This is a genomic window from Candidatus Marivariicella sp. (genome assembly GCF_983056325.1).
Map to the genome: position 1 here is coordinate 43,695 of NZ_CEZOWA010000011.1, position 13,474 is coordinate 57,168.

The following is a 13,474-nucleotide window of genomic DNA, read 5'->3' on the forward strand; positions in this document are numbered from 1 at the left end:
TCTTCAGCAGCAGGTGTTTCTTCAGCTAAAATCTTAGCGGCATCCTCTATTCTTTTATCACTAACAGCTTTTTCAGCTTCTAAGATTTTCTTTTTATTTTGAATTTCTTCTTTGCTTAAGTTATCAAGCGTATTTTTAATTTTCCCTTCCTTTTCAGAGATCCATGTATCAAACTTTTCCTCCGCTTGCTCTTGAGTGAGTGCTCCTTTTTTAACTCCTCCGTTTAGGTGGTGTTTTAACATTATGCCTTGGAAGGAAAGTAGGTTCCTCACGGTTTCAGATGGTACCGCTCCATTTTCCAGCCACTTTAGAGCGCTGTCGCTATTAATATTAATAGATGCTGGATTTATATTAGGATTGTAAGTACCTATTTTTTCTAGGTATCGTCCGTCTCTTTTTGAACGAGAATCAGCCGCAACTACCCAATAAAATGGTTTTCCTTTTTTCCCGTGTCTTTGTAACCTAATCCGTACTGGCATAAATAATTAATTTGTGAAGGTACCCGACCTTCTGTTTATGAATGAATTGGACGGCAAAAATATGATTTTATTTTGTTAGCACCTCATATTAAAGTTTAATTTTTTTAAATATAAAACTTCTAAGAAATTTGAATTGAAAGAAAATAATTATTCTTTTATAAAAATCAAAAATTCTTAATTTAAATCTCGTTGGATAGGGGTCTATTTTATTGTATTTTTGCGCACTAAATTATTTTAAATGCAAATTTCTCGCAAAGATACTGATTCACTAAATTCAACTTTAACAATAAGTTTAGATCGTAAGGATTTTGCCCCTAAGGTTGAAGAAGTCTTAAAAAATTATCGTAAAACGGCTAATGTTCCTGGTTTTCGTAAGGGACATGTTCCGATAGGAATGATAAAAAAACAATATGAAAAATCAATAATTGCCGATGAGGTAAACAAATTATTACAGGAAAGCTTAGATAAATATTTAAAAGATGAGAAAATTGCGATCCTGGGAAATCCCATTCCTGTAATGGACAATAATTTAGATTGGAAATCTGAAAGTCTTGATTTTAATTTTGAACTAGGATTATCGCCAAAATTCGAGATTGATCTTAAAACAAGAAAAAAAGTTATTCATTATCAAATTAATGCTGATGATAAAATGATTATTGACCAGTTGAGTAATATTCGTAAACAATATGGTAAGATAGCTTCAAAAAAAGAGATTAAATCTGATTATGAAATTACTGCTTCATTTGACTCTAAGGAAAACAGAATTGAAACAACGTCAACATTTACAGTAGACGATATAAATAGTAAAAAAAACAAAGAATTATTATTAGCCTCCAAACCTGGAAATATAATTTCATATCAAGTAAAAGGATTATTTAATGAAATGAATAAAGCAAAACAAATTTTAGGAATTAATGATGAATCTTTTGCGAGCCTAAATGGAGAGGTGTCAATCGAAATCAAAGAAGTTAACGAAAGAATACTTGCGGAATTAAATCAAGAATTATTTGATAAAATTTACGAACCTGGAACAGTTAAGTCTGAAAAAGACTTAAAACTAAAGATTGCTGAGGGCATTGAAAAACAACTTGAGCAACAATCTGAACAAAAACTACTAAATGATGTAACTGAATTTTTAATTGAAAACACAAAATTTAAATTACCTGAAAAATTTTTAATTAAATGGATGCAAAATTCTGGAAAAGAATCATTAAGCCCTGAAGAAGCTAAAGAAGAATATTCTAAATCTGAGAGGGGTATAAGATATCAATTAATTGAAGGGAAAATTATTACTGAAAACAATTTACAGGTAAAAATAGACGAATTAAAAGATTTCGCTAAAGAAATGATCTCAAAACAAATGTCTCAATATGGACAACCTGCTCCTGAAGGAGAAGAAATGGAAGGCGTTATAAGTAGGATTTTATCAAACAAAGAAGAAGGAAAAAGATTGCAAGAACAATTAGCTAGTAAAAAGCTGTTAGACTTTTATAAAGAACATGCACCTTTAAAAGTTAAAAAAATTAATTTTGAAAACTTTGTAAAAGAGGCTTATGCTAAAGCCTAATTTTTTTAACTAATTTTAATAAATATTACAATAAAATAAATATATGGATTACGGGAAAGAATTTAAAAAATATGCTACGAAGCATCATGGAATAAACTCTATGTATTACGATGAAATAGTGAGCAGTATGACTCCTTACATCATTGAAGAAAGACAATTAAACGTTGCTCAAATGGATGTTTTTTCTAGATTGATGATGGATAGGATTATGTTTTTAGGAACAGCTATCAACGACAACGTTGCTAATGTAATTCAAGCACAACTTTTATTCTTACAAAGTACAGATGCTAAAAGAGATATTCAAATGTATATAAACTCTCCTGGAGGGGGAGTATATGCTGGACTTGGTATTTATGATACAATGCAATTTATTTCTCCAGATGTAGCAACTATTTGTACGGGTATAGCTGCTTCCATGGGTGCAGTTTTACTATGCGCAGGTAAGTCAGGTAAAAGATCTGCATTACCTCACTCAAGAGTAATGATTCATCAACCACTAGGAGGAGCTCAAGGGCAAGCTTCTGATATTGAAATTACAGCAAGAGAAATTTTAAAACTGAAAGACGAATTATACCAGATCATTTCAAAACATTCTGGACAAAAAATGGATAAGGTTACTGATGATAGTGATCGTGATTATTGGATGAAAGCAGAAGAAGCTAAAAAATACGGAATGATTGATGAAGTTTTAAAAGCCTCTAAATAATAATTAAAATGAGTAATGAAAACGAATTAACCTGTTCTTTTTGCGGTCGAGTAAAACCTGAAACCCAGATATTAGTTGCAGGTCTTGATGCTCATATTTGTGAAAAATGCATTAGTCAAGCAAATAGCATTGTTAAGGAAGAAACTGCAAATGTTGATTCTTCTGAGTTTGATATTGAGTTAAGGCCCCCTAAAGTAATTAAGGCTTTCTTAGATGAGTACATCATAGGACAAGATACAGCAAAAAAAGTTTTGAGTGTTGCAGTATACAATCATTACAAGAGAATTGCCAACCAGAAATCTAAAGAGGATATAGAAATTCAAAAAAGTAATTTATTACTTGTTGGTCCCACAGGAACAGGAAAAACTCTTTTAGCTCAAACAATTGCTAAGTTGCTTGAGGTACCCTTAGCAATAGTAGATGCAACAGTTTTAACTGAGGCAGGATATGTTGGAGAGGATGTGGAAAGTATTTTAACAAGATTGCTTCAATCAGCAGATTATGATTTGATTAAAGCTCAACAAGGAATTGTTTTTATCGATGAAATAGATAAGATTGCTCGAAAGGGAGATAACCCGTCAATTACAAGAGATGTTTCAGGAGAAGGAGTTCAACAAGCATTATTAAAACTGCTAGAGGGAACCATTGTTAATGTCCCTCCAAAGGGAGGAAGAAAACACCCAGATCAAAAATTCATAGAAGTTGATACTTCAAATATTTTATTTATAGCAGGAGGAGCTTTTGACGGAATCGATAGGGTAATTAATAATCGACTAAATCTTCAGGCAATTGGTTATAAAAGTCAAATAAAAGCTGAGAAAATTGATGTGGAAAATTTACTTCAATATGTTACACCAAAAGATATAAGGACTTTCGGGTTAATTCCTGAAATAATTGGAAGACTCCCTGTTTTGTCTCACATGAACCCTTTAGACAAATCGACTTTGAGGTCTATTTTAACTGATCCAAAAAATGCCTTAACTAAACAATATCAGAAGTTGTTTTCTATGGATAATATATCATTAACTTTCACTAATGGGGCATTAGATTTTATTGTTCAAAAAGCATTGGATTATAATTTAGGAGCTAGAGGGTTACGTTCCTTGTGTGAAGCTGTCCTTAACCAAGCTATGTTTGATTTGCCTGGTACTAAAGTTTCTGAATTGAAGGTCACTAAATCTTATGCAGAGGAGCAATTTAATAGTGTTGAACTTACAGCTCTTAAAGCGGTTTCTTAATTAAATATTAATTTTCAAAAGTGAGTCAAGATATTTCCTTGAGTCTGATAATCTTGGAATTTTATTTTGACCGCCAAGTTTATTATTAGAGGACATCCATTCATAAAACAACCCATTTTTCGCTATAGTTATTAAAGGTTTTTTTAGTGTCATATTTTTATATCTTTTAGCTTCATAATCAGAATTAAGCTCTTTTAATTTTTCATCAAGAAAATCACTAAAAGATTCAATATTTTTCGGGAGTTTGTCAAATTCAATTAGCCATTGATGCTTGCCTTTTGAACTTGCTTTCATAAAAACTGGGCCAACGGTATAGTTTATAATTGATAAATTAAATTTTTTAGCAGATAAACCAATTGCTTCTTCAGTATTTTCAATAATTAATTCCTCACCAAAAACATTGATAAAATGTTTAGTACGACCAGTAATTCTAATTCGGTGGGGTGTTAAATTTGTAAATTTTATTGTATCTCCAATTAAATACCTCCAAAGTCCAGCGTTGGTTGTAATAATTATAGCATAGTTGATTCCAACTTTTACCTCCCAAAGGGGAACCACCTTTTGATTTGGTTTATTGAAATTATCCATGGGGATAAACTCGTAAAAAATACCGTAGTCAAGCATTAGTAATAGTTCAGAACTATTATTTCGATCTTGAATTGCAAAAAATCCTTCAGACGCATTGTAAATTTCATAAAAATTTATTTGCTTATCATTAAAAAGATTTTCAAATTCATTTCTATAAGGGCTAAAGTTTACTCCACCGTGAAAATATACTTCGATATTTGGCCATATATCGTTAATATTTTTAACTTTTTTTCTTTTTAAAATATTTTGAAGAAGAACCAACATCCATGAAGGCATTCCCGCTAAACTAGTCACTCTTTCATTCAAAGTTTCTGAAATAATAGCTTCCATTTTACTCTCCCACTCAGTCATCAGTGAAACTTTATTACTTGGTGTACTTCCTAACTCTGCCCAAAATGGGAGATTATCTATAAATATAGATGAAAGGTCTCCAAAATAACTATTGTTGTTTTCATAAAGCTCACCACTACCTCCTAGTCTTAGACACTTTCCAACCATTAACTGAGAATCCTCATTATTATTAAGATAAAGAGAAAGCATATCTTTCCCAGCTTTGTAATGACAATCTTCAAGAGATTCTGTGCTTACAGGGATAAACTTACTTTTTGAATTTGTTGTGCCACTTGATTTGGCAAACCATTTTATATCAGATGGCCAAAAAATATTTTGTTGTCCTTGTCTACACCTTTCAATAGACTCACTAATTTCCTCATATTTTACGATAGGTAGAGTATTTTTAAAATCCTCATAATTTTTAATGGTGTCAAATTTATATTTTTCGCCTACTTCTGTATTTTTTGCAGTATTTAAGAGTTTGAGTAGCACCTCTTGTTGGGTTTCAATGGGGAATTTTACAAACAATTCAATCTGCGTAATTCTTTTTTTTAAAGCCCACGATGCAATAGAATGAAAAAAAGGAATTGGCATAGTATACGTATATTTATAAAGTAAATTTAAAAAATTTGATCGATGTTTAAGGGGGTATTAAAAAAAATGCACACAATTAATGGTTTGCCCATCAGGTATTATTTGTCATTAGAAAATGATTTTATTGAAATAAATCAGTGTATTGGAAGAAAGTTAAAGATCACTAAAACGGGAGAACAATGTCTGAATTGCGCCAAAAACCAACCCATATTCAGGCAAGGTTTTTGTAAAAATTGTTTTTTTGAATCCCCCTTAATTGGGGATTGGATTATTCGCCCTGAATTAAGTAAAGCTCATCTTGGAATTGAAGACAGAGATTTGGAATTTGAAAAAAAAATGCAATTACAACCTCATATAGTTTATTTGTCTTTAAGTAGCCATTTAAAAGTTGGAGTAACCAAAAAAGAGCAACTCATTACTCGTTGGGTTGACCAAGGAGCCCAAAGTGCAATTTCAATACTGGAGGTTCCTAATAGATATCTTGCAGGAAAAGCCGAGGTTGAACTTAAAAATATATTTTCTGATAAAACTAATTGGCGAAAAATGTTGCAAAATGAGTTCGAACCAATTGATTGGAATTTGTCTAGAAATAATGCAATCAATTGTTTATCAGAAGATCTTAAGCAATACATTTTGAATGATTATAAAATTACAAATCTTGACTTCCCAATTGATATTTATCCTAAAAAAGTTAACAGTTTAAATTTGACTAAATCAATATCATATGAAGGAGTTCTTAATGGAGTAAAAGGCCAGTATTTAATATTTAATGATGATACTGTTTTTAATATTCGAAGTAATGAAGGAATGGAAGTTTTAGTAAATATTGACTAATCAGTCGTTTTGTTTGAGTTGACCACTGATTCTTTTATCAATATTATTTCTTTTGAGGTTAGTTCCCTATACTTTCCAATATTCATGTCAAGATGAACATTCATTATCCTTGTTCGAATTAGTTTAACAACTCTGTAATCGAGATACTCACACATTCTTCTAATTTGACGATTCAACCCTTGAGTCAAAATAATTTTAAATTCTTTTTTATGAGTTTGTTTTACATCGCATTTACGAGTAATTGTATCTAAAACTGGAACACCTGTTGCCATTTTTGATATAAAATCATTTGTAATAGGTTTATTAACAGTAACCACATATTCTTTTTCGTGATTATTTCTTGCCCTTAAAATTTTATTTACAATATCTCCATCATTCGTTAATAAAATCAGACCTTCACTTGGCTTATCTAGTCTTCCAATAGGGTAAATTCTAGATGGATAATTTATAAAGTCAATGATATTATCTTTTTCTACTCTGGTGTCAGTAGTACAAACAATTCCAACAGGCTTGTTGAAGGCAAGATAAATTTGTTTTTCTTTTTTAGTACTCAATAATTCTCCATCAACTTTAATAAGATCGTCTCGATTTACTTTTTGTCCAACTATTGCAGTTTCATTATTGACTAAAACTCTTTCCTGTTCTATTAATTTATCTGCAGCTCGTCTAGAGCAAAACCCTATTTCACTGAAGTATTTATTTAGACGTATTGGTTCATTCTTCATTTGTATTCCAATCTATTTCTTCTCCAATCTTAAGTGAAAATCTATTTCTGAAAAAATGTACAAAAATGTACAAAAAAGGTGTGTCAAATAATGCAATTATTATTTTAAAAATAAATGAAGCCATTGAAAGTCCAAAAAAACTATTCCAATCTAGTACATTAAACAAGCATAAAAGACCAACAACAGTAACGCTATCAATAAATTGAGAAGCGAAAGTTGAAAAATTATTTCTAAGCCAAAGCATTTTTCCTCTAGTTAGTTTTTTCCAAAAGTGATATATGCGAATATCGATTAATTGAGCTATTAAATATGCAATCATAGAAGCTAGAGATGCAATTGGAGATAATGAGAAAACTTTTTCGTAAAGAGAATCATTCACGGGAGAATATTCAACTGCAGGAAGTAAGTTTCCTAATAGTAAAATTCCTGCAGAGAAAAAAGAAGCAAATATTCCTAAAACTACGACAATATTTGCCCTTCTTTTACCGTAAATTTCTGAAATTAAATCAGTTATTAAAAAGGTTAAAGGATAAGGGAGTAATCCAACAGATATTTCGAATAGAGGTTGTCCAAACAATGAAAAATCAAATGGATACCAATAAAAAAATTTTTGAAAAATAATATTGGATACAACTAATGAAGTGATAAATAGTGAGCATAAAAAAAGATAAATTTTTTCAGCAAAAATTTTATCAGAAGCTTTCATTTATTTTTTTGATATTATGATTGATTTCACTCGCATAAAGATAGGGTTTTGTAATTTTGTTTTATGATTAAATCTAATTCACATAAAGTGTATATTTCTTTTGGAAGTAACAAAGGAAATAGATTAAATAATTTAATTAAATCTCTTAAAGAAATTGAAGTTCAAGTTGGGAGAGTTATTAAGCTTTCTAATATATATAAAACAAAATCTTGGGGATTTAAAAGCAGAGATTTTTATAATGGATGTGTTTTAATTCAAACGAAATTTTCTCCAGAAACAGTATTAAAGAAGTTGTTATCAATTGAAGATTCCTTGGGAAGAATCCGAGATAGTAAAGAAATATATTCTTCTAGAGAGATTGATCTTGACATATTGTTTTATGATGATTTAATTCAAAGTACTAAGAACTTAACCATACCTCACCCTCAAATTCACAAAAGAAATTTTGTATTAATCCCCCTATTTGATATTGCAAAAGATTTGTTTCATCCAAAAATAAATCTATCAATTAAAAAGCTCATAAGCATATCAGATGATACTTTAGAGCCAAAGAAACTTGACAACAATAATTATTATGTTCCTTTTTGGGATAGATATTCCTTTATTTCTATCGAAGGTAACATTGGAGTTGGAAAAACAACTTTAAGTCAAAAAATAAAATCCCATTTTGATATTGAATTATTAAGTGAGAATTACAATAAAAATCCATTTTTAAAAGAGTTTTATTCCAACCCAAAAGAGGTATCATTAAAACTTGAACATTTTTTTTTGACCGAAAGATCAAATCAAATAAAAAATCATTTTGCAGCTAATAAAAAAAGAAAAACAATTAGTGACTTTTGGATTGGGAAGTCAATGATTTTTGGTAAAAAAAATCTTCTTCAGGATCAATATAAAGTATTTAGTGACAATTTTAAAAGAGTATATTTAGGACTAGAAAAACCAGAAATTATTATTTTTTTAAAACAAAATACCGTACAACTTCAAAAACAGATTATTGATAGAGGTAGGTCATTTGAGAAGAAAATTTCAGGTAGTTATTTAGATTCTATTTCTGAGGAATATCATGCTATTTTTGAAAAAAAAAATCACTTTATTTTAATTGAATTGAACCCAAAAGAAGTTTTAAACCTCAAAAGGGAAAAGGGTCAAGAGCATCTGTACAGAAAACTTATTAATTACTAATCTTACTGTAAAAATCCCAAATTAATATTCCTGCGGAAACGGATATGTTTAGTGAGTGTTTGGTTCCAAATTGAGGAATCTCTATTGTTTTGTTGATAAGACTTATTACTTCTTGTGAAACACCTTTAACTTCGTTTCCAAAAACAAGTGCATAGGTTTGATTTTTTTCTGGTATAAATTTCTCTAATGAGATCGAGTCTTCGGTTTGCTCCACTGCAATAATCTTTATTTTCTTCTCCATTAAATTACAGATTAAATCATAAGTTGATTCAGAATATTCCCAATCAACAGATTCGGTTGAACCCAATGCGGTTTTTTGAATGTCTTTGTTAGGGGGTATAGCACTAATTCCACACAAAAATATTTTTTCAACAATGAAAGCATCTGCAGTTCTGAATACTGAACCAATATTATTCATACTTCTAATATTATCTAAAATTATTATTAATGGAGTTTTTTTAGAAGACTTAAACTCTGAAACAGTTTTTCTATTAAGCTCAATATTTTTTAACTTTCGCATATTCAAAAATAAACAAAACATTGCCATAGTCTTATTGATTTTCTTTTTTTGATTTTCATAAAAGTGTACATTCGTAAAAAGCTTAAAAGTGCAAAAGAAAATAAAGGAAACCCCCTTAATGAAACAGTATAATAAAATCAAGGAAAAGTATCCTGATGCACTGTTATTGTTTCGAGTAGGGGATTTTTATGAAACTTTTGGAGAAGACGCCATCAAAGCAGCTTCAATTTTAGGTATAATATTGACTAAAAGAGGCGCGGGAAGCACTAGTGAAACTCCACTTGCAGGATTCCCTCATCATTCACTTAACACATATTTACCAAAGCTAGTAAAGGCTGGGTTCCGTGTGGCTATTTGTGATCAGTTAGAAAATCCAAAGTTAACAAAGTCTATTGTAAAAAGAGGTGTTACGGAATTAGTTACTCCAGGTGTTGTAACAAATGATGCTATTCTTGATCATAAAAAAAATAATTATTTATGCGCAGTCTCTTTTGGAAAAAAAAATATCGGGATATCATTCATAGATATTTCGACGGGTGATTTTTGGGTTGGTCAAGGAGCTAAAAACATTATTTCTCAATTTTTACAAAATTTTAATCCAAGTGAAATATTAGTTGGTAAACCACAAAAAAAACTTTTTGAAACAAATTTTGGATCTCAACATCCTACATTTTTTATAGATGATTGGGCTTTCGAAAATGACTTTGCAATTGAAAAACTAACCAGTCATTTTGAAACTAATTCTTTGAGTGGGTTTGGAATAAGCGATCTTTTTGAGGGAAATAATTCTGCAGGAGCAATTTTACACTACCTCTCCGAAACTCATCAAAACAGGTTAAAACACATCACTAAAATTCAAAGACTAGTCAGTTCAGACTTCGTTTGGATGGATGATTTTACTATCAGAAATCTTGAATTATTTCACTCATCTAACAATGATGGAATTTCGTTAATTTCAATTTTGGACCATACTTTAACATCAATGGGTGCCAGACGAATGAAACATTGGCTCGCTTTTCCTTCTAAAGATATTAATGAAATAAAACTCCGACAACAACTAGTTAAATCAATAAGTGAAATTGAATCTGTTTATATGGTTCTTGAGAATTTCATGCCACTAATTATAGATCTAGAGAGAGTGATGTCCAAAATATCTACAAATAAAGTTGCTCCAAGAACTCTCGTTCAATTAAATAAGTCTTTAAATCACATCCCAATTATCTTAGATGAATTTGATAAAAGTGGAAATAAACATTTAAAAAATAAAATATCTAATTTTCCATCTATTAATGATATTGTTGATCTGCTTTCAAAAACATTAGATTCCGATGCCCCATCTTTACTTCACAAGGGGAATGTCATCGCAAAAGGTGTTTCAGAAGAATTAGACGAACTAAGAGATCTGCTCTCAACTACCAAATCTCACCTTGACAATCTTTTGAAAAATGAAATAGATCGAACTAAAATAAGTTCACTTAAGATAGCGTACAACAATGTTTACGGCTATTATATTGAGGTGAGAAATAGTCATAAAGACAAAGTCCCTTCAGAATGGATTAGAAAGCAAACTTTAGTCAATGCTGAAAGATATATCACTGAAGAACTAAAGGAATTTGAAACAAAAATATTTGGAGCAGAGGACAAGATTAAAGTTCTTGAGGAAAATCTGTATCAAAAACTTCTTGATGAATTACAAGATTATATTCACACTCTAAAATCAGCTTCAAACGAACTCTCCCTGATTGATTGTTTATGGAGTTTTTCATATTCAGCCAAAAAATACAATTATATATGTCCAAAATTTATAAATGAAAATTCAGTTTTTATTGAGGACGGAAGACATCCGGTAATTGAACAAGAAATGTTTACAGATTCATTATATGTTCCAAACACTGTTACACTAAATGATAAGGATCAGCAATTAATTATGATAACAGGTCCAAATATGTCAGGAAAGTCGGCTCTTCTAAGACAGACAGCGTTAATAACAATAATGGGTCAAATGGGAAGCTATGTTCCGGCTAAATCAGTTAAGATGGGTATTATCGATAAAATATTCACAAGAGTTGGTGCAAGTGATAATATATCCAAGGGAGCTTCAACATTTATGGTTGAAATGAATGAGTCATCAACAATTCTGAATAACGTAACAAAACAAAGCTTAGTCTTACTTGACGAGATCGGACGGGGAACTAGTACTTATGATGGAATATCTATCGCATGGGCAATAGCTCAATTTCTTCATGAACACCCAAATAAACCTAAGGTGCTTTTTGCAACTCATTATCATGAGTTAAATGCAATGTCCGATCAATTTCCAAGGATTAAAAATTTTAATGTTTCAGTTAAAGAACTCAAGAATAAGGTTTTGTTTTTAAGAAAGCTTGAACCTGGAGGTAGTGCTCATAGTTTTGGTATTCATGTTGCAAAAATGGCAGGGATGCCATCGAGTATTTTACAAACTGCCTCTAAAAAGCTTAAAGCGCTTGAGTCAACTCGTGCACTAGAAGAAAGAACAGGTTTAATTAGTGAAGATGAATCTTCTTTGCAAATGACAATGTTTAAACTTGATGACCCACTTTTAGAGGAACTACGTGATGAAATAAAAGAATTAGACATCAACGCTCTTACCCCTATCGAGGCTTTGATGAAGTTGAATGAGATAAAACGGAGATTAGGTGTAAATTAAGTTTTAAAAATTTGAAATTTTTTTATTAAGCTATAATAGCTATTTATATGTTTATTCTATATTTGTAAACCTTTTGCGAAAGTAGCTCAGGGGTAGAGCATCACCTTGCCAAGGTGAGGGTCGCGGGTTCAAATCCCGTCTTTCGCTCTAACTAGATTTTGCTCGAGTGGTGGAATTGGTAGACACGTTGGACTTAAAATCCAATGACCATTGCGGTCGTGCGGGTTCAAGTCCCGCCTCGAGTACAAAAGGGGAGATTTTCGAAAGAACGTCTCCCTTTTTTATTTCAAAAACTTCTAAGTATTTAATATTTTTATAGAATGAATTTTGTTTAATTTAAATATTTCCCAAATTCACTTTTTTCCATTAATATCATATTGTGAAACAAAATCCCAAATTTCGTTATTTGAATTAATATCCATATTTCCAAAATATCCTGGCCAATCGTGACCACCACCAATAACTTTTAAATGTTCAACATAAATATCCCCAATTTCATTACTCCACCTATGTCGTTCCACTAAACTTCCATCATTAGTATTTGAATTTTCAATCTGAAATATTTCAACCATTGAATTACATTGATTATGATTTACCCAATAATTATTCAGCTCATCCAAAGAAATAAAATATGGAAGAGTTCCATTATACCTATAGTAGTTATCTTCAGTTCCATTGATTGTTAGAACAGCGAGAGGATGAGAAGCAGAGATTGAATTTTGATTATAAGTATCATTATTCATTGAAGAAGATACTGATGCTATTGCAGCAATCTTATTACTTAATCTAATAGCTAATTCATGAGAAAATTCTCCTCCATTTGAATATCCACACGCATAAACTCTATCTTGATCTATACTATACTTAGCATTTAGTTCGTTAATAATTGCCTCAACAAACCCAAGATTATCAACCGCAGTTGTTGCAAGTTCATTTTTATATGTCCAGACTGACTCTGGTTTTGATTCATCTGTTGGATCTCCAATTCCTTGGGGATAAACTAAAATAAAACCTTTATCATCTGCTAGGTTTCTCATATCAGACATTTCAATTGCTGCTGCTATATTACCAGACCCTCCGTGGAAATTAAACAATATTGGATTATTAGAGGTCATATTAAGGTTTAATGGCTCGTAAACATAGTACTCTCTATTTATTCCATTATGTATCATATTTAAGGATCCAGGATAAGAGTCAGTTGTTGTGTTTTTTTTAAAATCTTTTGTTGAACCCTCTGAAGAACAATTTAGAAATAACAATAATGTAAAAAATGGTAAGTAAAATCTCATATTTTAAATTTCAAATAATTT

Annotated in this window: 12 protein-coding genes and 2 tRNA genes; 8 read left to right on the forward strand and 6 right to left on the reverse strand. The window is 30.7% G+C overall.

The annotated features are described in order from the left end of the window. Nucleotides 1-479: 30S ribosomal protein S16 (locus AC3ATN_RS05125; RefSeq protein WP_487532160.1), on the reverse strand; the 479-nt coding region annotated here is incomplete at its 3' end. A 238-nt stretch (nt 480-717) separates the two neighbouring features. Between AC3ATN_RS05125 and AC3ATN_RS05130 the strand changes: the two genes are divergently transcribed. Genes AC3ATN_RS05130 through clpX form a run of 3 tightly spaced genes read left to right on the forward strand, consistent with a single transcriptional unit; the run spans nt 718 to nt 3,990 of the window. After that, nucleotides 718-2,046 (forward strand): trigger factor, encoded by a 1,329-nt coding sequence (locus AC3ATN_RS05130; protein WP_487532161.1) that lies wholly within the window; start codon nt 718-720, stop codon nt 2,044-2,046. 43 nt (nt 2,047-2,089) lie between these two features. Beyond that, entirely contained in the window at nt 2,090-2,752 is a 663-nt protein-coding gene (gene clpP / locus AC3ATN_RS05135; protein WP_487532162.1) for an ATP-dependent Clp endopeptidase proteolytic subunit ClpP, read from the forward strand. An 8-nt stretch (nt 2,753-2,760) separates the two neighbouring features. Beyond that, nucleotides 2,761-3,990 carry an ATP-dependent Clp protease ATP-binding subunit ClpX gene (gene clpX / locus AC3ATN_RS05140; protein ID WP_487532163.1) on the forward strand — a complete coding sequence of 410 codons (1,230 nt, stop codon included), beginning with the start codon at nt 2,761-2,763 and terminating at the stop codon, nt 3,988-3,990. On the opposite strand, the gene AC3ATN_RS05145 is transcribed toward clpX, so the two are convergent. Then, a complete protein-coding gene (locus AC3ATN_RS05145) occupies nt 3,991-5,505 on the reverse strand; it encodes a GH3 auxin-responsive promoter family protein (protein WP_487532164.1) in 1,515 nt (504 codons plus the stop codon). 42 nt (nt 5,506-5,547) lie between these two features. Here AC3ATN_RS05145 and AC3ATN_RS05150 point away from each other — a divergent pair, with 42 nt between their 5' ends. Beyond that, complete coding sequence (locus AC3ATN_RS05150; RefSeq protein WP_487532165.1) at nt 5,548-6,339, forward strand: DUF2797 domain-containing protein; 792 nt, start codon at nt 5,548-5,550, stop codon at nt 6,337-6,339. Here the strand turns inward: AC3ATN_RS05150 and rluF are convergent. Further along, nucleotides 6,336-7,064, reverse strand: coding sequence for a 23S rRNA pseudouridine(2604) synthase RluF (rluF, locus tag AC3ATN_RS05155; RefSeq protein WP_487532166.1), 729 nt, complete (start codon nt 7,062-7,064; stop codon nt 6,336-6,338). The genes AC3ATN_RS05150 and rluF overlap by 4 nt on opposite strands. Continuing rightward, nucleotides 7,054-7,770, reverse strand: a complete 717-nt coding sequence (locus AC3ATN_RS05160) for a queuosine precursor transporter (protein WP_487532167.1) — start codon at nt 7,768-7,770, stop codon at nt 7,054-7,056. The genes rluF and AC3ATN_RS05160 overlap by 11 nt, the downstream gene beginning before the upstream one ends. A 63-nt stretch (nt 7,771-7,833) precedes the next feature. Here AC3ATN_RS05160 and folK point away from each other — a divergent pair, with 63 nt between their 5' ends. Further along, nucleotides 7,834-8,955 carry a 2-amino-4-hydroxy-6-hydroxymethyldihydropteridine diphosphokinase gene (folK, locus tag AC3ATN_RS05165; RefSeq protein WP_487532168.1) on the forward strand — a complete coding sequence of 374 codons (1,122 nt, stop codon included), beginning with the start codon at nt 7,834-7,836 and terminating at the stop codon, nt 8,953-8,955. Here the strand turns inward: folK and AC3ATN_RS05170 are convergent. Then, nucleotides 8,945-9,475, reverse strand: coding sequence for a TrmH family RNA methyltransferase (locus AC3ATN_RS05170; RefSeq protein WP_487532169.1), 531 nt, complete (start codon nt 9,473-9,475; stop codon nt 8,945-8,947). The genes folK and AC3ATN_RS05170 overlap by 11 nt on opposite strands. Before the next feature lie 118 nt (nt 9,476-9,593). Between AC3ATN_RS05170 and mutS the strand changes: the two genes are divergently transcribed. The 3 genes from mutS to AC3ATN_RS05185 all read left to right on the forward strand — a co-directional run bounded on the left by mutS (nt 9,594) and on the right by AC3ATN_RS05185 (nt 12,409). Then, the gene (mutS, locus tag AC3ATN_RS05175) at nt 9,594-12,164 is read left to right on the forward strand and encodes a DNA mismatch repair protein MutS (RefSeq protein WP_487532170.1); all 2,571 of its coding nucleotides are present in this window, start codon (nt 9,594-9,596) and stop codon (nt 12,162-12,164) included. A gap of 75 nt (nt 12,165-12,239) precedes the next feature. Beyond that, nucleotides 12,240-12,311: transfer RNA gene (locus tag AC3ATN_RS05180), tRNA-Gly, on the forward strand. A gap of 13 nt (nt 12,312-12,324) precedes the next feature. Next, nucleotides 12,325-12,409 (forward strand) — tRNA-Leu (locus tag AC3ATN_RS05185). Nucleotides 12,410-12,517: 108 nt separating this feature from the next. Here AC3ATN_RS05185 and AC3ATN_RS05190 read toward each other — a convergent pair. Beyond that, complete coding sequence (locus AC3ATN_RS05190; protein ID WP_487532171.1) at nt 12,518-13,453, reverse strand: CE1 family esterase; 936 nt, start codon at nt 13,451-13,453, stop codon at nt 12,518-12,520. Nucleotides 13,454-13,474 lie beyond the last annotated feature (21 nt).

Bases quoted from the DNA above. Each gene is read 5' to 3' on its own strand.
- AC3ATN_RS05150 (WP_487532165.1), top strand. From the start codon at position 5,548: ATGTTTAAGGGGGTATTAAAAAAAATGCACACAATTAATGGTTTGCCC.
- AC3ATN_RS05170 (WP_487532169.1), bottom strand. From the start codon at position 9,475: ATGCGAAAGTTAAAAAATATTGAGCTTAATAGAAAAACTGTTTCAGAG.
- AC3ATN_RS05130 (WP_487532161.1), top strand. From the start codon at position 718: ATGCAAATTTCTCGCAAAGATACTGATTCACTAAATTCAACTTTAACA.
- AC3ATN_RS05190 (WP_487532171.1), bottom strand. From the start codon at position 13,453: ATGAGATTTTACTTACCATTTTTTACATTATTGTTATTTCTAAATTGT.
- AC3ATN_RS05145 (WP_487532164.1), bottom strand. From the start codon at position 5,505: ATGCCAATTCCTTTTTTTCATTCTATTGCATCGTGGGCTTTAAAAAAA.
- mutS (WP_487532170.1), top strand. From the start codon at position 9,594: ATGAAACAGTATAATAAAATCAAGGAAAAGTATCCTGATGCACTGTTA.
- rluF (WP_487532166.1), bottom strand. From the start codon at position 7,064: ATGAAGAATGAACCAATACGTCTAAATAAATACTTCAGTGAAATAGGG.
- clpX (WP_487532163.1), top strand. From the start codon at position 2,761: ATGAGTAATGAAAACGAATTAACCTGTTCTTTTTGCGGTCGAGTAAAA.
- AC3ATN_RS05160 (WP_487532167.1), bottom strand. From the start codon at position 7,770: ATGAAAGCTTCTGATAAAATTTTTGCTGAAAAAATTTATCTTTTTTTA.
- folK (WP_487532168.1), top strand. From the start codon at position 7,834: ATGATTAAATCTAATTCACATAAAGTGTATATTTCTTTTGGAAGTAAC.
- clpP (WP_487532162.1), top strand. From the start codon at position 2,090: ATGGATTACGGGAAAGAATTTAAAAAATATGCTACGAAGCATCATGGA.